Source organism: Bradyrhizobium sp. GCM10028915, from assembly GCF_042666195.1.
Lineage (GTDB): Bacteria > Pseudomonadota > Alphaproteobacteria > Rhizobiales > Xanthobacteraceae > Bradyrhizobium > Bradyrhizobium canariense_D.
Map to the genome: position 1 here is coordinate 153,149 of NZ_JBHTFN010000003.1, position 18,137 is coordinate 171,285.

The 18,137-nt window shown below is 64.6% G+C and carries 15 protein-coding genes and 1 pseudogene; 15 read left to right on the forward strand and 1 reads right to left on the reverse strand.

Translation table 11 applies throughout. The features are described 5' to 3' along the window. From ACFQX9_RS02490 to ACFQX9_RS02555, 14 genes and pseudogenes are all read left to right on the forward strand, one after another. A complete protein-coding gene (locus tag ACFQX9_RS02490; RefSeq protein WP_377786408.1) occupies positions 1-1,077 on the forward strand; it encodes an aldose epimerase family protein in 1,077 nt (358 codons plus the stop codon). Continuing rightward, positions 1,077-1,955 carry an SMP-30/gluconolactonase/LRE family protein gene (locus ACFQX9_RS02495; RefSeq protein WP_085385851.1) on the forward strand — a complete coding sequence of 293 codons (879 nt, stop codon included), beginning with the start codon at positions 1,077-1,079 and terminating at the stop codon, positions 1,953-1,955. Before ACFQX9_RS02490 ends, ACFQX9_RS02495 begins: the two co-directional genes overlap by 1 nt. Positions 1,956-2,025: 70 nt before the next feature. Beyond that, positions 2,026-3,099 (forward strand): multiple monosaccharide ABC transporter substrate-binding protein, encoded by a 1,074-nt coding sequence (gene chvE, locus ACFQX9_RS02500; protein WP_007593237.1) that lies wholly within the window; start codon positions 2,026-2,028, stop codon positions 3,097-3,099. 185 nt (positions 3,100-3,284) lie between these two features. After that, positions 3,285-4,862, forward strand: coding sequence for a multiple monosaccharide ABC transporter ATP-binding protein (gene mmsA, locus ACFQX9_RS02505; RefSeq protein WP_377786410.1), 1,578 nt, complete (start codon positions 3,285-3,287; stop codon positions 4,860-4,862). Continuing rightward, positions 4,859-6,049 (forward strand): multiple monosaccharide ABC transporter permease, encoded by a 1,191-nt coding sequence (gene mmsB, locus ACFQX9_RS02510; RefSeq protein WP_007608442.1) that lies wholly within the window; start codon positions 4,859-4,861, stop codon positions 6,047-6,049. The genes mmsA and mmsB overlap by 4 nt, the downstream gene beginning before the upstream one ends. A gap of 70 nt (positions 6,050-6,119) precedes the next feature. Further along, positions 6,120-6,779: an HAD family hydrolase gene (locus ACFQX9_RS02515; RefSeq protein ID WP_204510749.1), complete on the forward strand. Its 660-nt coding sequence runs from the start codon at positions 6,120-6,122 to the stop codon at positions 6,777-6,779. 8 nt (positions 6,780-6,787) lie between these two features. Beyond that, a complete protein-coding gene (locus ACFQX9_RS02520; RefSeq protein ID WP_204510750.1) occupies positions 6,788-7,738 on the forward strand; it encodes a sugar-binding transcriptional regulator in 951 nt (316 codons plus the stop codon). A gap of 373 nt (positions 7,739-8,111) precedes the next feature. Next, complete coding sequence (locus tag ACFQX9_RS02525; protein WP_026233623.1) at positions 8,112-9,422, forward strand: sugar ABC transporter substrate-binding protein; 1,311 nt, start codon at positions 8,112-8,114, stop codon at positions 9,420-9,422. A 90-nt stretch (positions 9,423-9,512) separates the two neighbouring features. Beyond that, complete coding sequence (locus ACFQX9_RS02530; RefSeq protein ID WP_377786414.1) at positions 9,513-10,385, forward strand: carbohydrate ABC transporter permease; 873 nt, start codon at positions 9,513-9,515, stop codon at positions 10,383-10,385. Between the two features lie 3 nt (positions 10,386-10,388). After that, positions 10,389-11,219: a carbohydrate ABC transporter permease gene (locus ACFQX9_RS02535; protein ID WP_377786416.1), complete on the forward strand. Its 831-nt coding sequence runs from the start codon at positions 10,389-10,391 to the stop codon at positions 11,217-11,219. A 16-nt stretch (positions 11,220-11,235) separates the two neighbouring features. Next, positions 11,236-12,242: pseudogene (locus ACFQX9_RS02540) on the forward strand (ABC transporter ATP-binding protein). A gap of 30 nt (positions 12,243-12,272) precedes the next feature. Next, positions 12,273-13,046: an SDR family NAD(P)-dependent oxidoreductase gene (locus tag ACFQX9_RS02545; protein ID WP_018458634.1), complete on the forward strand. Its 774-nt coding sequence runs from the start codon at positions 12,273-12,275 to the stop codon at positions 13,044-13,046. Positions 13,047-13,084: 38 nt separating this feature from the next. Then, entirely contained in the window at positions 13,085-14,731 is a 1,647-nt protein-coding gene (locus ACFQX9_RS02550) for an FGGY-family carbohydrate kinase (protein WP_085395492.1), read from the forward strand. 5 nt (positions 14,732-14,736) lie between these two features. Continuing rightward, entirely contained in the window at positions 14,737-15,672 is a 936-nt protein-coding gene (locus ACFQX9_RS02555; protein ID WP_377786419.1) for a carbohydrate kinase, read from the forward strand. Positions 15,673-15,679: 7 nt separating this feature from the next. Here ACFQX9_RS02555 and ACFQX9_RS02560 read toward each other — a convergent pair whose 3' ends face one another. Further along, positions 15,680-16,567 carry a LysR family transcriptional regulator gene (locus ACFQX9_RS02560; RefSeq protein ID WP_018458637.1) on the reverse strand — a complete coding sequence of 296 codons (888 nt, stop codon included), beginning with the start codon at positions 16,565-16,567 and terminating at the stop codon, positions 15,680-15,682. A 121-nt stretch (positions 16,568-16,688) separates the two neighbouring features. On the opposite strand from ACFQX9_RS02560, the gene ACFQX9_RS02565 reads away from it, so the two are divergent. Continuing rightward, complete coding sequence (locus tag ACFQX9_RS02565) at positions 16,689-18,110, forward strand: amidase (protein ID WP_085385944.1); 1,422 nt, start codon at positions 16,689-16,691, stop codon at positions 18,108-18,110. Positions 18,111-18,137 lie beyond the last annotated feature (27 nt).

Genomic DNA, 18,137 nt, shown 5'->3' on the forward strand with positions numbered 1-18,137 from the left:
ATGGCTGGATCGAAAACAGAAAGAGACGTCTTCGGAACGCTGCCGGACGGCCGCAAGGTGGACCGCATCGTGCTGCGCGGCGAGGGCGGGTTCGAGGCGCGCATCATCACCCATGGTGCAGTCTTGCAGGCCTTGATCGCGCCGGACGGCAAGGGCGGCCACGACGACGTCGTGCTCGGCCATGATGGGTTTGCCGGCTATCTCGCCGAACGAAAGTTCTTCGGCGCCACCGTCGGCCGCTACGCCAATCGCATCGCCAACGGACAATTTTCGCTGGACGGCGAGACGGTGCAGCTTCCCGTCAACAACGGTCCGAATGCGCTGCATGGCGGCCTCGACGGCTTCGACCGCAAGCTCTGGGAAATTGCGGAGATCGACGATGGCGCCGAGCCCGCGGTCACGCTGACCTACACGAGCTCGCATGGCGAGGAAAACTATCCCGGTCGGCTCGATGTGCGCCTGACCTATCGTGTTACCGGCCCGGCTGAGCTATCCCTGATCATGGAGGCGCGGACCGACCGGCCGACCATCGTCAACCTGACCAACCACAGCTTCTTCAATCTGGAGGGCGCGACATCAGGCACGCCCATTCTCGATCACAAGCTGACGGTCGCGGCCGGGCATTTCCTCGCGATCGACCCCACGGCCATTCCGTTGCCGGAGCCGCCGCGCAGCGTTGCCGGCACGCCGTTCGACTTCCGCGAGCCGCGGGCGATCGGCGAGCGCATCCGCGAGAGCGACCAGCAATTGCGCAACGGCAGGGGCTACGACCATACCTACTGTCTCGCGCGCGACGGTAAGCTCAGTCTCGCGGCGCGACTGGAGGCGCCGCGCTCGGGGCGCATCATGGAGCTGTTCACCGATCAGCCCGGTCTGCAGGTCTATTCGGGCAATTATCTCGACGGCACGATTTCGGGCAAGGGCGGCAAGCTCTACCGGCAGTCGGACGCGATGTGCCTGGAGCCGCATATCTGGCCGGACGCACCGAACCGGCCGGATTTCCCGAGCCCGCGCCTAGCGCCCGGCGAGGTCTATCGCCATCATACGGTCTATCGCTTTGCGGTGAGGACGTCCTGATGGAACAGGTGCCGACCTCGGTTCTTTCGGACGATCCTTGCCATCTCGGCGAGGGACCGACCTATGACGTGACCACCGACACCGCCTGGTGGTTCGATATCCGGGAGGGGCGACTGTTCGAGGCGCAGCTCGGCAGCGGCAGCATTCGCGTTCATGCGCTGGGCCGGATGGCGAGCGCGCTTGGGCGGATTGATGCTGAACGGCAGTTGATCGTCGCGGAAGACGGCCTCTATATCCGCAAAATTGCCGACGGCGCGATGAGGCTGCTCTGTCCGCTTGAAGCCGACAATCCCGCGACCCGCTCCAACGATGCCCGCGTGCATCCCTCCGGCACGTTCTGGATCGGCACTATGGGTCGGAAGGCGGAAGCAGGGGCAGGCGCGATCTACGCGTTCCATCACGGCGAGATATCGATGCTGTTTCCGCGCATCAGCATTCCCAACTCGATCTGCTTCTCGCCCGATGGCGCCACGGGCTACTTCGCCGACACGGCGCGCGCGGTGCTCTACGCGGTGCCGCTCAATCCCGCCACCGGCCTGCCGCGCGGCGAGCCGGAGGTGCTGCTGCGCCACACCGGCGTTGGCGGCCTCGACGGTTCGGTGTGCGATGCCGACGGGCAGATTTGGAACGCGTGCTGGGGCGCGAGCCGCATCGACGTCTACTCTCCGCAAGGCGAACGCCTGCGTTCGCTGAGCGTGCCGGCAAAGCAGGCGAGCTGCCCCGCTTTTGTCGGTCCTGGTCTGTCGCGTCTCCTCGTCACCTCGGCCTGGCAGGACATGGATGCGGCGGCGCGTGCCGCCGATCCGCAAGCCGGCTACACCTTCCTGTTGGAGGCCACCGCGCGCGGTCGCGCGGAGCCTGACGTCAAGCTCGCATAGGAGGCTAGAAGCCGCACACCAAATTTCTCGACGACACGAAAAAACAGTCTGACATCCAAGGGAGTGAAACATGTTGAAACTGAAGACGACCTTCCTCGCGCTGGCGCTGGCCGGCGCTGCGACGATGGCCGCGGGCGTCACCGCCTCGGCCCAGGACAAAGCAACAGTCGGCATCGCCATGCCGACCAAATCGTCGGCGCGCTGGATCGACGATGGCAACAATATGGTGAAGGTGCTGAAGGAGCGCGGCTACAACACCGACCTGCAATATGCCGAGGACGACATTCCGAACCAGCTCTCGCAGGTCGAGAACATGGTGACCAAGGGCGCGAAAGCGCTGGTGATCGCCGCGATCGACGGCACCACGCTCTCCGACGTGCTCAAGCAGGCGAAAGCAAAAGGCATCACCGTGATCGCCTATGACCGCCTGATCCGCGGCACGCCGAACGTCGACTATTACGCCACCTTCGACAATTTCCAGGTTGGCGTGCTCCAGGCCGAATCGATCGTGCAGGGCCTCGGTCTTAAGGACGGCAAGGGCCCGTTCAACATCGAGCTGTTCGGCGGCTCGCCCGACGACAACAACGCTTACTTCTTCTACAACGGCGCGATGAGCGTGCTGAAGCCGTACATCGACAGCGGCAAGCTCGTCGTCGTCTCCGGCCAGATGGGCATGGATAAAGTCGCGACGTTGCGCTGGGACGGCGCCACCGCGCAGGCCCGCATGGACAATCTGCTCAGTGCCTACTACGGCAACAAGAAGGTCAACGCGGTGCTGTCGCCGTATGACGGCCTGTCGATCGGCATCATCTCCTCGCTGAAGGGCGTCGGTTATGGCAGCGCCGGCCAGCCGATGCCTATCATCTCGGGCCAGGATGCCGAGGTGCCCTCGATCAAGGCGATGCTGCGCGGCGACCAGTATTCGACCATCTTCAAGGACACCCGCGATCTCGCCAAGGTGACCGCCGACATGGTCGACGCTGCGCTTGCCGGCAAGCAGGTCACCGTGAACGACACCAAGACCTACGAGAACGGCGCCAAGACCGTGCCGTCCTATCTGCTCAAGCCGGTCGTGGTCTACAAGGACAATTGGGAGAAGGTCCTGGTCGACAGCGGCTACTACAAGAAGTCGCAGTTCCAGTAGGCTTCTTTTTCTTTTCCCTCTCCCCGCTTGCGGGGAGAGGGTTAGGGTGAGGGGAAGCCTCCGCGAGGAAGGAAGCAGTCCGTCTCGCGGAGACTCCCCTCACCGGATCGCATCGAACGATGCGATCCGACCTCTCGCCGCGAGCGGGGAGAGGTGATCTAACACTGATTGAGGGACGTGAAATCATGACCGCAATGCTGGAGATGCGTAACGTCAACAAGAGCTTTTCCGGTGTGCAGGCGCTGCGTGATGTCAACTTCTCGGTTGAAGCCGGGCAGATCCACGCCCTCGTCGGCGAGAACGGTGCCGGTAAGTCCACGCTGATGAAGGTCCTCAGCGGCGTCTACCCGGCCGGCAGCTACGAGGGCACCATCATCTTCGATGGCGAGGAGCGCCGCTTCCGCGACATCAACGATTCCGAGGCGCTCGGCATCATCATCATTCATCAAGAGCTCGCGCTGATCCCGCTGATGTCGATTGCCGAAAACATCTTCCTGTCGCATCCGCCGTCAAAGCTTGGCGTCATCGACCGCGACGAGGTGTATCGGCGCACGCGCGACCTGCTCGCGCAGGTCGGCCTCAAGGAATCGCCGGATACGCTGATCACCGATCTCGGCGTCGGCAAGCAACAGCTGGTCGAGATCGCCAAGGCGCTGTCCAAGCGGGTGCGGATGCTGATCCTGGACGAGCCGACCGCGAGCCTCAACGAGGCCGACAGCGCCGCACTGCTGGAGCGGCTGATGGCGTTCCGCGCGCAGGGTATCGGCTCGATCCTGATCTCGCACAAGCTCAACGAGGTCGCCAAGGTCGCCGACCACATCACGGTGCTGCGCGACGGCCGCACCGTCGACAGCATCGATTGCCACGCCGAGCCGATCCAGGAAGACCGCATCATCCGCAGCATGGTCAACCGCGATCTCGCCCACCGCTTTCCGGAGCGCAGCGCAAAGATCGGCGAGCCCGTTCTCACCGTCGAGAGCTGGTCGGTCTACCATCCCATCCATCCCGAGCGGCAGGTGATCAAGAACGTCGATTTCAGCGTGAAGCGCGGCGAAGTCGTCGGCATTGCCGGATTGATGGGCGCCGGCCGCACCGAATTCGCCATGAGCCTGTTTGGCCGGTCGTGGGGCACCACGATCAGCGGTCGCATCCGGCTCGAGGATCATGAGATCGTGCTGCCCAACGTGGCGGCCGCGATCGACGCCGGCCTTGCCTATGTCACGGAGGACCGCAAGCAGCTAGGGCTAATCCTCGCCGACGACGTCCGCAAGAACATCACGCTCGCAAGCCTCGACCAGGTCGCTCCTCGCCGCGTCATCGACGACATCGCCGAGCTGAAGGTCGCCAGCGACTACCGCAACCGGATGCGCATCCGCTGCTCCGACGTCTATCAGGAGACCAGCCAGCTCTCCGGCGGCAACCAGCAAAAGGTCGTGCTGTCGAAATGGCTGATGACCGACCCCAAGGTCTTGATCCTGGACGAGCCGACCCGGGGCATCGACGTCGGTGCCAAATACGAGATCTACTGTATCATCAACGAGCTTGCAGAAGCCGGCCGCGGCGTGGTGGTGATCTCCTCGGAGATGCCCGAGCTACTCGGCATCTGCGACCGCATCTGTGTCATGAACGACGGCGCCTTCGTCGGCGAGTTCAAGGGACGTGATGCGACGCAGGAAAAGATCATGCGCGCCATCATGCGCAACGACAGAAATTATGGAAGCAGCGCCCTTGCGGGTGCGGAGATGGGAGGATCGCAGCCATGACCGACAAGACGGTTTCGCTGCCCGAGGAGGGCCGGCACGGCAGCTTCATCAAGAACAATCTGCGCAATTACGGCATGCTGATGTCGCTGATCGCGATCATGCTGTTCTTCCAGGTCATGACTGGCGGCACGCTGCTGCAGCCGCTCAACCTGACCAATCTGGTGCTCCAGAACAGCTACATCGTCATCATGGCGCTCGGCATGCTGCTCGTCATCGTCACCGGCCATATCGACCTCTCGGTCGGCTCGGTCGCGGGCTTCGTCGGCGCGGTGGCTGCCGTGCTCATGGTGACCTACAAGGTCGACTACACGCTCGCCTTTATCGCCTGCCTGCTGCTGGGCGCGGCGATCGGCGCCGCACAGGGCTATTGGGTGGCCTATTTCAAGATACCGTCCTTCATCGTGACGCTGGCCGGCATGCTGGTGTTCAAGGGCCTCGCGCTTGCGGTATTGCAAGGCCAGTCACTAGGACCGTTCCCGGCCACCTTCCAGAAGCTGTCCTCCGGCTTCATTCCGGAGATGCTGCCCGAGGCCGGCACGCTGCATCCGACGTCGATGCTGGTCGGTGCGGTGCTCGCGCTCGGCCTCGTCTACGCCAGCGCCAAGGGGCGCTCGCGCGAGCAGCTGCACGGCATCGAGGTCGAGCCTTACGCGTTCTTCCTCGGCAAGAGCATTCTCCTGGCTTGCGCTGTGCTCTATTTCACCTATCTGATCGCCTCGCATCGCGGTCTGCCGAACGTGCTGGTCATCATGACCGCGCTGATCGCGCTGTACGGTTTCGTCACCCGCCGCACCGTCATCGGTCGGCAGGTCTACGCGGTTGGCGGCAATGCGAAAGCGGCAAGCCTGTCGGGCATCAAGACGGAACGGTTGACCTTCCTCACCTTCGTCAACATGGGCGTGCTCGCTGCGCTCGCCGGCCTCGTCTTCGCCGCGCGCCTCAACACAGCAACGCCGAAGGCGGGCCTCGGCTTCGAGCTCGACGTCATCGCGGCCTGCTTCATCGGCGGCGCCTCGGCCTATGGCGGTGTCGGCCGCGTCGGTGGCGCCGTGGTCGGCGCCATGATCATGGGCGTGATGAACAACGGCATGTCCATCCTCGGCATCGGCATCGACTATCAGCAGGTCATCAAGGGCCTGGTCCTGCTCGGGGCGGTGTGCATCGACGTTTATAATCAGCGGAGATGAGGCTGCCGCCGACTACGATCGGCTTCAGTGAGCTATTGCTCAACAGGTGAGCATATGATCGAATGACCGAATGGATCCTGGTCAGTTCGATCTCATTATCTTCGATTGCGACGGTGTGCTCGTCGACAGCGAGCTGTTGAGCTGTCAATGCCTGTCGGACGAGCTGTCCGAATCCGGGATATCGCTGACACTTGCACAAGCGCTGGAGCTGTTCCTTGGACGAAGCACGAGCGCAATTACTCGGCATTATCGCGAGCTCGGCCACGCAATGCCGGTCGATTTTCCGTCCCGGCTGAAGTCGCGCGTGTTGATGGCGTTCGAAAAGGCGCTTCATCCGGTTTCTGATGTCGATATGATCTTGTCGGGCCTGCGGGCACCATTCTGCGTGGCTTCCTCCAGCGACATCGACCGTGTCGCGCTCTCCCTTGACGTCACCGGCCTGCGGGCGCATTTCGGCGACCGGATCTACACCGCGCAGATGGTCAGGCACGGCAAGCCGGCGCCCGATCTCTTTCTGTACGCGGCCGAGCAGATGGGCGCGCAACCTGCGCGCACGCTGGTGATCGAGGATAGTCCGAGCGGCGTGCAGGCGGGCAAGGCGGCCGGCATGACGGTCTGGGGATTTGCCGGCGGCAGCCATTATCGCGGACGCGACGGGCAGGCTATACTGTCGGGTGCGGGGGCCGACCGGGTCTTCGCGCGCATGATCGATTTCTGGAAGGACGCCTGACGCCTGCCATGGCCGCCGAGAACGAAAAGTCCAGGCTCGACGACGCTGCGCGTGCCGGCTGGCTCTATTTCATTGCCGGTCACACCCAGGACGAGATCGCGAAGATGCTCCAGGTGTCGCGCGCGTCGGCGCAGCGGCTGGTGTCGCTATGTCTCGCCGAGCGGCTCATCACCTTCCGGCTCGAACATCCCATCGCCGCGTGCATGGAGCTGGCGGCGCGGTTGAAGGAACGTTTCGACCTTGCCCATTGCGAGGTGGTGCCGGCTGATCCCGCCGCGCCGCAGGCCACAGCGGGCATTGCCGAACGCTGCGCCAACCTGCTCGATTCCACCCTGCGTTCGGAAACGCCCGTCATCGTCGCGCTCGGGACGGGACGCGCCGTGCGCGCCGCGGTCGAGCGCGTCACGCCGATCGACCGGCCCAATCACCAGATCGTCTCGCTCGTCGGCAACATCTCCGCCGACGGTTCTGCGAGCTTCTACGATACCGTCGGCCGGCTCGCCGATCGCACCGGCGCACGGCATTACCCGATGCCGCTACCGTTCCTGATGTCGTCCGAGGACGAGCGCAACAAGATGGTCCGGATCGAGCCGATCGCGAAGGTGAAGGCGGTCGCGGAGAAGGCGGATTTGCGCCTCGTCGGCATCGGCCAGATGGACCAGAAGGCGCAGGTCCATGTCGACGGCTTCGTCACCCGCGACGAATTGTTCGAGATGATGCGGCAAGGGGCGATCGGCGAGATCACGGGCTGGGCCTATGATTCCAAGGGCCGCCTGCTGAAGGCCGGCACCAACAAACGGTTGACCAGCATTCCGCCGGAGGTCCCGGCGAAGACCACGACGATCGGCGCCGCCGTCGGCGCAGCCAAGGTGCCGGCGATCGCGGCGGCGCTGAATGGGCGGCTGATCAACGGTCTGATTACGGACGAGGCGACCGCAAGGGCGATTCTGGAGCGCTGAGGCGGTTCGTCGTTTCCCGCGCGGGGCGCGAGGCAGGGATTTCGCCACCCACGCCGCTGTCGTCGTCCGCGACCCGGCTACGCCAAGGCTTCGCCGGGATTGAGGTCTGGGGGCGCCGAAGGTTTAGCGAAGGCGGCAGGCGGACGATCCAGGACGCCGCAGCGCCGCTTGAGGCAAACCGACAGACGGCACGGAGTACTGGATGCCCCTTCGCGGGGCATGACGGGGAGGGCGACGCACGAGCTCCCCCGCATCGCAGCACTCATAAGTTGCCGAAACGTCCGCGCGCCTGCTTGACAACGGCCCGCCCTCAGCCGAACATACGCCCAACGCGTGGGCATATGCTCAAAAGCGCGAGCTTAGGGAGGTCACCGTGAAACACGTCCTCGGCGCCGTCTGTGGCGCGTCTGTCCTGCTGGCTGTCCCCGCGATGGCCGAAACGACCCTGACGATTGCCACCGTGAACAACGGCGACATGATCCGCATGCAGGGGCTGACGGGTGAATTCACCAAGAAGAACCCCGATATCAGCGTCAAATGGGTGACGCTGGAAGAGAACGTGCTGCGCCAGCGCGTCACCACCGACATCGCCACCAAGGGCGGCCAGTTCGACGTCCTCACCATCGGCACCTACGAGGTGCCGATCTGGGCCAAGAAGGGTTGGCTGGTGCCGCTCGCCAATCTCGGCGCCGACTACGACGTCGCCGACCTCCTGCCCAAGATCAAGGATGCGGTCTCGGTCGACGGCAAGCTCTACGCCGCGCCATTCTACGGCGAGAGCTCGATGGTGATGTACCGCACCGACCTGTTCGACAAGGCCGGCCTCAAGATGCCGGAAAGCCCCACCTGGGATTTCGTCGTCGACGCCGCCAAGAAGCTCACCGACAAGAGCGCCGGCGTCTACGGCATCTGCCTGCGCGGCAAGGCCGGCTGGGGCGAGAACATGGCGTTCCTCTCCGCCATGGCCAATTCCTACGGCGCGCGCTGGTTCGACGAGAAGTGGCAGCCGCAGTTCAACACGCCGGAATGGAAGGCGACGCTCACGACCTATGTCGACCTGATGAAGCAGGCCGGCCCTCCCGGTGCGAGCTCGAACGGCTTCAACGAGAACCTCGCGCTGTTCAATGCCGGCAAGTGCGCAATGTGGATCGATGCCACCGTCGCGGCGTCGTTCGTCACCAACCCGAAGGACTCCAAGGTCGCCGACAAGGTCGGCTTCGCGCTGGCGCCCAACACCGGGCTCGGCAAGAACGCCAACTGGCTGTGGGCCTGGAGCCTCGCAATTCCCGCCGGCTCGAAGAAGGCCGAAGCCGCCGAGAAGTTCATCGCCTGGGCCACCAGCAAGGATTACACCAAGGTCGTGGCTGCGAAGGAGGGCTGGGCGAACGTGCCGCCGGGCACCCGAACCTCGCTCTACCAAAACCCTGATTATCTGAAGGTCGCCCCGTTCGCCAAGCTGACGCTGGCCTCGATCGATGCCGCCGATCCGAACAAGCCGACGGTGAAGCCGGTGCCCTACGTCGGCGTGCAATATGCGGCCATCCCCGAATTCCAGGGCATCGGTACGCAGGTGGGCCAGCAATTCTCGGCCGCGCTTGCGGGATCGATGACGGTCGATGCCGCGCTCACCGCGGCGCAATCTTCAACCGAGCGCGAGATGAAGCGCGCGGGTTACATCAAGTGAGCTCGAGCTCTCCCTCCTGAGCTCAGACTTGCGGCCATCCACCGCTCCAGGTGGATGGCCGCCTTCTTCCCGCAAGCGGAGAAGCCAAGAATGGCAACCCGGCAGACGCAGCTTCTCGCACGGACGCTCCTGACGCCGGCCGTCGGGCTGCTGTTCATCTGGATGATCGTCCCGCTCGCGTTGACGATCTATTTCTCGACGCTGCATTACAGCTTACTCGATCCCGGCTCGGAAGCGTTCGTCGGGCTGGAAAACTTCCGCTACTTCCTCACCGACCCCGCGTTCCTCGCCTCGCTCCAGAACACGCTGGTGCTGGTCGGCTCGGTGCTGGCGCTGACCGTCCTGCTCGGAGTTCCGCTGGCGCTATTGCTCGACCAGCCGGTGATCGGCCTCAACATCGTGCGGTTGATGGTGATCGCGCCGTTCTTCGTGATGCCGACGGTGAGCGCGCTGGTCTGGAAGAACCTGCTGATGCATCCTGTGTCCGGGCTGTTTGCCTGGATCGCCTCGCTGTTCGGGTTGACGCCGATTGACTGGTTTACCGACGCGCCGCTGCTCGCCGTGATCCTGATCGTGTCCTGGCAATGGCTGCCGTTCGCGACCCTGATTTTGCTCACCGCGATGCAGTCGCTCGACGAGGAGCAGAAGGAAGCCGCTGAAATGGACGGTGCCAGCGCGGTCTCGACCTTCATCTACATCACGCTGCCGCACCTCGCGCGCCCCATCACGGTGGTGATCCTGATCGAGACGATCTTCCTGCTCACCGTCTTTGCCGAGATCTACGTCACCACGGGCGGCGGCCCGGGACTCTCGACCACCAACATCGCCTTCCTGATCTATTCGCAGGCACTGATCCAGTACGATGTCGGTACTGCCTCGGCAGGCGGCCTCGTCGCTGTCGTGATCGCCAACGTTGTTGCCTTTTTCCTCGTCCGTATCGTCGGTCGCAACCTGGAGGCATAAGACATGGCGCGTACGGCGACGAGGCAGCGGGTGGTGGTCTCGACCATCGGGGCGTGGTTCTTCGGCTTCCTGATCTTCTTCCCGATCCTCTGGATGGTATTGGCGAGCTTCAAGACCGAGCTCGAGGCTTTCGCGATCCCGCCGTCCTTCCTGTTCTTCCACTGGACCACGGAAAACTACGCGACGGTGCAGGAGCGCAGCGATTATGTCCTCCACGCGATGAACTCGATCATCATCGCCGGCGCCTCGACCTTGATCGCGCTTTTGATCGCGATCCCCGCGGCCTGGTCGATGGCGTTCTCGCCGACCAAGCGCACCAAGGACATCCTGCTCTGGATGCTCTCGACCAAGATGATGCCGCCGGTCGGCGTGCTGGTGCCGATCTACCTGATCTACAAGTCATTCGGCCTGCTCGATTCCCGCATCGGCCTCGTCTTCATCCTGTGTCTCGGAAACTTGCCGATCGTGATCTGGATGCTGTTCACATATTTCAAGGAGATTCCGCGCGACATCCTGGAAGCCGCGCGCATGGACGGCGCCACCATCGGCCGCGAGCTGATCTACGTGCTGACGCCGATGGCGATCCCGGGGCTCGCATCGACCATGCTGCTGAACCTGATCCTGGCCTGGAACGAGGCGTTCTGGACGCTCAATCTGTCGACCTCGAACGCTGCGCCGCTCACCACGTTCATCGCGTCCTATTCGAGCCCGGAAGGGCTGTTCTGGGCAAAGCTGTCGGCGGCTTCCACGTTGGCGATCGCGCCCATTCTCGTCCTCGGTTGGTTCAGCCAGAAGCAGCTCGTGCGCGGGCTCACCTTTGGCGCGGTAAAGTAGGAAGGGCTGCCGGATCATGGGTCAGATCACACTTCAGGACGTGCAGAAATCCTTCGGCCCCGTGCACATCATCAAGGGCGCGGACCTGGAGATCGCCGATGGGTCGTTCGTGGTGTTCGTGGGGCCGTCGGGCTGCGGCAAGACCACGCTCTTGCGGCTGATCGCGGGGCTCGAGGACGTCTCCGGCGGCAAGATCCTGATCGACGGCAAGAACGTGGTCGACACGCCGCCGGCCAAGCGCGGGCTCTCGATGGTGTTCCAGTCCTATGCGCTCTATCCGCATATGAGCGTGCGCGGCAACATCGGCTTCGGCCTGAAGATGGCGGGGCTGGCCAAGGACGAGATCAACCGTAAGGTCGAGGCCGCCGCCGCAACGCTGAACCTCACGCCCTATCTCGATCGCAAGCCGCGCGAGCTCTCCGGCGGCCAGCGCCAGCGCGTCGCGATCGGGCGTGCCATCGTCCGCAAGCCCAAGGCGTTTTGTTCGACGAGCCGCTCTCCAACCTCGACGCGGCGCTGCGCGTGCAGATGCGGATCGAGGTGACGCGGCTCCAGAAGCAGCTCGGCACCACCGCGATCTATGTCACCCACGACCAGGTCGAGGCCATGACCATGGCCGACAAGATCGTGGTGCTCAACGGCGGCAAGATCGAGCAATACGGCTCGCCGCTGGAGCTCTACGAGAAGCCGGCCAACCTCTTCGTCGCCGGCTTCATCGGCTCGCCCAAGATGAACTTCGTGACCGGCGAGCACGCCTTGCAGAAGGCCGCAGCAACGATCGGCGTACGGCCTGAGCATCTCAAGATCGAGCGCGACGGTGCCGGCGGCTGGCAGGGAACGATCGCGGTGGCCGAGCATCTCGGCAGCGACACCTTCCTTTATGTCGATGCCGGCCCGCTCGGCATGCTGACGGCGCGCTACATCGGTGAGTTGAGCCTGCACGCCGGCGACCATGTATCGCTGGTGCCGGAGCCAGCGCGCATCCATCGCTTCGACGCAAGCGGCAACGCCATCCGGGGCTGACAAGAAACGGCAAGAATCGGGAAAAGCAACATGTACCTGGAAAAATTCAAGCTGAACGGCAAGACCGCGTTCATCACCGGCGGCGGGCAAGGCATCGGCTTCGCCTGCGCCGAAGCGCTGGCTGAAGCCGGCGCCAGGGTCGTCATCGGCGATCGCGACAGTAAGGTCGCCGACAGTGCAAAAGCCAGCCTGAAGGCGAAGGGGTATGACGCCGAGACGGCGATCATGGACGTCACCGATACCAAGCGCGTGGCGGAAGTGGCCAACGACGTCGTTGCCCGGCACGGCAAGGTGGACATCCTCGTCAACAACGCCGGCATCGCCCGCAGCGAGACGCCGGCGGAGACCGTGACCGACGAGCACTGGCTCAATGTGATCGACGTCAATCTCAACGGCACCTTCTGGTGCTGCCGCGAATTCGGCAAGCACATGCTCAAGGCGAAGAGCGGCGCCATCGTCAATGTCGGCTCGATGTCCGGCTTCATCGTCAACAAGCCGCAGGAGCAGTGCTTCTACAATGCGTCCAAGGCCGGCGTGCACCATCTGACGAAATCGCTCGCCGCCGAATGGGGCGCGCGCGGCATCCGCGTCAACGCGGTGGCGCCGACCTATATCGAGACGCCGCTCAACGCCTTCGTGAAGAGCAATCCGAGAATGTACGACGCCTGGATCGGTGGAACCCCGATGGCGCGGATGGGGCAGGTCGAGGAGATCGCCTCCGTGGTGCTCTTTCTCTCGTCCGAGGCCGCGAGCCTGATGACCGGCAGCATCGTGCTGGTGGATGGCGGCTACACTTGCTGGTAGGCTTGCGTCAAAACTGACGAGAGCTTCCGGGGGCGACAATGCCGCGAGCGTATATCGGCGTCGATGTAGGGACCACAAGCACGCGGGCAGGGGTGTTCGACGAGGCGGGCACCTTGCTGGCTATCGCACGGCATCCGATCAGGATATGGCCCGAGGCCGGTGACATCGTCGAACAGTCGTCCCAGGATATCTGGGACGCTTGCACGGCGTCGGTGCGGGCCGCGATGGCGGAAGCTGCAATCGCGCCCGACAGCGTCGGCGGTATCGGTTTCGACGCCACCTGCTCCCTCGTGGTGCTCGACCGGCAAGGCGAGCCGCTCACCATCAGCGCCTCCGGCGACCGGCAGCGCAACGTCATCGTCTGGATGGATCACCGCGCCACGGCCGAGGCGCGGCTGATCAACGAAACCGGTGATGCCGTGCTGCGCTATGTCGGCGGCTCGATCTCGCCCGAGATGGAGATGCCGAAACTGCTGTGGCTGAAGCGGCACATGCGCACGAGCTTCGACGCCGCAGGGCACTTCTTCGATCTGGCGGATTACCTGACCTGGCGCGCCACCGGCTCGTTGCAACGCTCGACCTGCACGGTCACTTGCAAATGGAACTACCTCGCGCATGACGGCGGTGGCTGGAGCGCGCCATTCTTCAAGCGCATCGGCCTGTCGGACTTCGTCAACGAGAAATACGCCCGCATCGGCACCGAGATCGTCGCGCCTGGCACGCGGCTCGGCGCCGGTCTAACCGGTACGGCAGCTGCCGATCTCGGCTTGTCACCGGGCACGCCGGTCGGAGCGTCCCTGATTGATGCCCATGCCGGCGGCATCGGCGCCATCGGCGGCCGCGATGAATCGGAGGGCGCGACAGATGTCTGCGACCGCCTCGCCTACATCATGGGAACGTCGGCCTGCATCATGGCGACGACGAAAGAACCGTGCTTCGTACCGGGCGTGTGGGGTCCTTACTATTCGGGCATGGTACCAAATTTCTGGCTCAACGAGGGCGGGCAGTCGGCTGCGGGCGCTGCGATCGACCATCTTCTCAAGTCGCATCCCGGCCACGCCGAGGCGAGCGTGGCGGCGCGCAGCGAGGGCCTCGACCTCATCGAGTTTCTCGAGCGCCGCATCATCGCGCGCGCAGGCGGCGCCAGCCGCGCCGTGCTGCTGGCCCGCAACGTCCATGTGCTTCCTGAGTTCATCGGCAACCGCTCGCCCTATGCCGACCCTGACACGCGCGCGGTGATCGCGGGCCTCGATCTCGACACCGACATCGCCTCGATGGAACGGCTGTTCGTCGCCGGTCTGTGCGGGCTCGCCTATGGGCTTGCCGAGGTGATCGAGGCCTTTGCCGCGCATGGCGTCCATTCCAGCATCATGATCATGGGCGGCGGCGCCAGCCGCAGTCCGCTGGTGCGGCAGATCATGGCCGATACGACTGGCCTCACCGTGGCGCTGCCGCAGACCAGGGAGCCCGTGCTGCTCGGCGCCGCGATGCTCGGCGCAGTCGCCGGCGGCGCCTATGCCTCGATCGGCGAAACCATGGCCAAGATGTCGGCGCTGGGACAGAAGAGCGAGCCCACTACGCCCGACATTGCCGCCTTTCACGCCCGCAAGCGCGAGGTCTACAAGTTGCTGCGCGAGGTCGATCGCGGCAGCCGCGCCGCGATGCGTGGAATGGCCGGAGGTTGAAACGGATGTTGATTTCCTGCGGCGACGCGCTGATCGATTTTGTCCCGACGCGAAATACCGACGGGCGCGAAGCGGTGATGCCGGCGGTCGGCGGCTCCTGCCTCAACGTCGCAATCGGCATGGCGCGGCTCGGCGCGCCGACCGGCTTTGTCGGCGGGATCTCGACGGACATGTTCGGGCGCATGATCGCCGACCACGCCGCTGCATCCAATGTCGAGCTCGGTCTCGCCACAAGCAGCGATCACCAGACCACGCTCGCCTTCGTGCGTATCGTCGCGGGAGAGTCGCATTATGCTTTCTACGACGCCGAGACCGCGACGCGGAATTGGACCTACCGGCGCGGCTCTATTCCCTTCGATACGGTCGAAGTTCTCCATGTCGGCTCGACCACGCTGGTCAATGACCAGGGCGCGAGCGAGACCATGGCCCTGATCGCGGACGCACGAGCGTCCTCGACAATCTCCTTTGATCCGAACTGCCGGCCCAACCTCGTGAAGGACAAGCCGGCTTATCTCGCCCGCATGGCCGAGTTTTCCGGCTGTGCCGATCTCATCAAGATGTCAGACGTCGATTTTACCTATCTGTTCGCCGACGAGCCGTATCACCAGCGTGCGAGCACGCTGCTTGCACGCGGCGCGAGCCTCGTCGTCATCACCCGTGGCGACAACGGTGCGATCGCGTGGCATGCGGGGGCAGGGCAGATCGAGGTCGCCGCCCCCAAGGTCGTGGTCGCCGACACCATCGGCGCGGGTGACAGTTTTCAGGCGGCGTTGTTGTTCGCCCTGCACAAGCAGGGACGCCTCGCCCGACAGCAACTGAAGGATATCGGCGCGGACGAGCTTCGCGGTGCACTATCCTTTGCTGCCAATTGCGCCGGTCTCACCTGCACCCGTCCCGGTGCCGATCCGCCGTGGAGTCACGAGATTATCTGGAGCTTGTAGCGTCGCGTCACAGCGGTGCCACGACCTTCTCGGCGCATTTGAGGAAGGTCCGGATCAGCGGGCTGTGAGAATCCCGCCGCCAGCAGACCGCGATGTCGATGGAATCGGTCGCATCCCGCAACGGCCGGAACACGATGCCGCGCGGCGCCCCGAGCTGGGCGCAGGCGGGCAGGATGGCGAGGCCTTCACCGGCGAGAACCAGGTTCATCGCCGAATGCACTGTCTCTACCCGGCTCGCAATCGGCATCACGATCTGATGCCGCCGCAGCAGGGCCGCGACCGCGGAGGAGGAGGGGTCCCGCTCCGGCGGCGGCAACGCGATCAGCGGACGGCCTTGTAGTCGTGTCATTGACACCGCGCTCAGGCGCGCAAGCGGCGAACGGTTTCGCACCGCCAGCACGAACGGCTGCGCGCCGATTCGGGCCACCTGGATCTCGGGATGGTGGATCGCCGGCATGCACAGCGCGACCGTGACGCTACGGTCGAGCAGACGCGGCTCGCGCGTCGTGGCACTGAGCTCGGCGAAATCGAGATCGACGCCGGGAACGGATCGCCGCAACTCGGGGATGAGACGCGGCAGCATCGCGTTCGCCAGTACGAACATGTAGCCGACGGACAGCCGACCACGGCTGCCGGCCGCGACCGCGCGCGCGGCCTCGATGCCGTCGGCCGCCAGCGCCAGCGCCTCGCCGGCGCGCGCCAGCAGCGCCTGGCCCGCTTCGGTCAAATCCATGCCGCGCGTGCCGCGGCGGAACAGCGGCGCGCCGACCTCGGCCTCCAGCTTGCGGATTTGGACCGAGAGCGGCGGCTGCGCCATCCGCAGCCGCTCGGCCGCCTTGCCGACGCTGCGCGCCTCGGCGACGGCAACGAAATAGCGGAGCCGGCGAAGATCCATTGGCATACCGAAATCGTATGGGTTGGTGCTCAAAATCGTATTGGACGGCGAGTTAAAAAAACTGTCATCCTGGCTGTCAATGCTATCGGCCAACGGCGGCCCGCTTCGGAGCGATGTGACGATGAACGGCGATCCTTGCCTGCTATCCGCAACCGTGCTGCGCGGTCTCATCGCGACAAAGCAGATCTCGCCCGTCGAGCTCACCCGCGCGGTGCTCGCCCGCGCCGAAGCGCTCCAGCCCGAGCTGAACTGCTTCATCACGATCTGCGGCGACGAGGCGCTTGCCGCCGCGCGCGAAGCCGAGCGCAAGCTGATGGCGGGCGAGCCGCTCGGCCTGCTGCACGGCATCCCCGCAACCGTCAAGGACATCGTCAACACCAGGGGTGTCACGACCAGTTTCGGCGCCATTCCCTACAAGGATAATGTTCCGAACGAGGATGCCGTCGCGGTTGCAAGGCTGCGTGCGGAAGGCGCCATTCTGATCGGCAAGACCACGACGCCCGAATTCGGCAGCAAATGCCTGACCGACTCGCCGCTGTTCGGCCGCACCCGCAATGCGTGGAGCGCCGAGCGCTCGTCGGGCGGCTCCAGTGGCGGCGCGGCGGTGGCGGTGGCGAGCGGCATCGCGCCGCTTGCGATCGCAACCGATGGCGGCGGCTCGACGCGGATTCCCGCCGCTTGCAACGGCGTGGTCGGGCTGAAGCAGAGCAATGGCGTAATCCCGCATAGCCAGGCGCTGGACGTGTTCGGCAACCAGACCTATGTCACGCCGATGACGCGGTCCGTCCCCGACACCGCGCTGATGATGCAGGCGATGGCCGGCGAGGATTCTTGCGATCCCTGGTCGATCGGCGTTCCCGTGCCCGACTTCATCGGCACGGCCGCCCCGCGTGGCGATCTGCGTGGGCAGAAAATCCTGTATTGCCTGTCGCCACCCGGACGCCCGGTATCTGTCGACGTCGAGGCCGGCTTCAAGGCGAGCCTCGATCGACTTGCGGGCCTAGGTGCCGAGCTCGAGGAGTTTTCGGGCGAGGGGTTCGACATCGAGCCGATCTGGCGCGCCATCAATCACACGGTCTGGCGGACGCGCTTTGCAAAATTCGCGGCCGAGCATGGGGACGCGCTGAGCGAGGCCTTCCTCAGGCAGCTTGCGCTCGCCACCGACTTCAGCGGCGTTGCCTATCAGGAGGCGATGTTCGCGCGCACGGCGCTGTTCCGCCGGGTGCAGTCCCTGCTTGCGCATGGGCATCTGCTGGCGATGCCGACCCTCACCCGCACCGCCCTGCCGATCGATCAGGACCTGTTCGGCACCATCGAGATCGACGGCAAGCAGTTTGGCAGCGTCCGGCCGCACTGGTTCCCCTGGACCATGCCGTTCAACATGACCGGACACCCCGCGCTCAGTCTGCCCTGCGGCTTCGGCCGCGACGGCCTGCCGATCGGCTTGCAACTCGTCGGCCGCTTCCGCGCTGATGCGCACTTGCTGCGCGTGAGCGCGCTGTTCGAGGCGTCGCATGACCTCCTGTCCCGCTGGCCCGGCTGAGGTGAGGCACATGCCGCAAGGGACTTG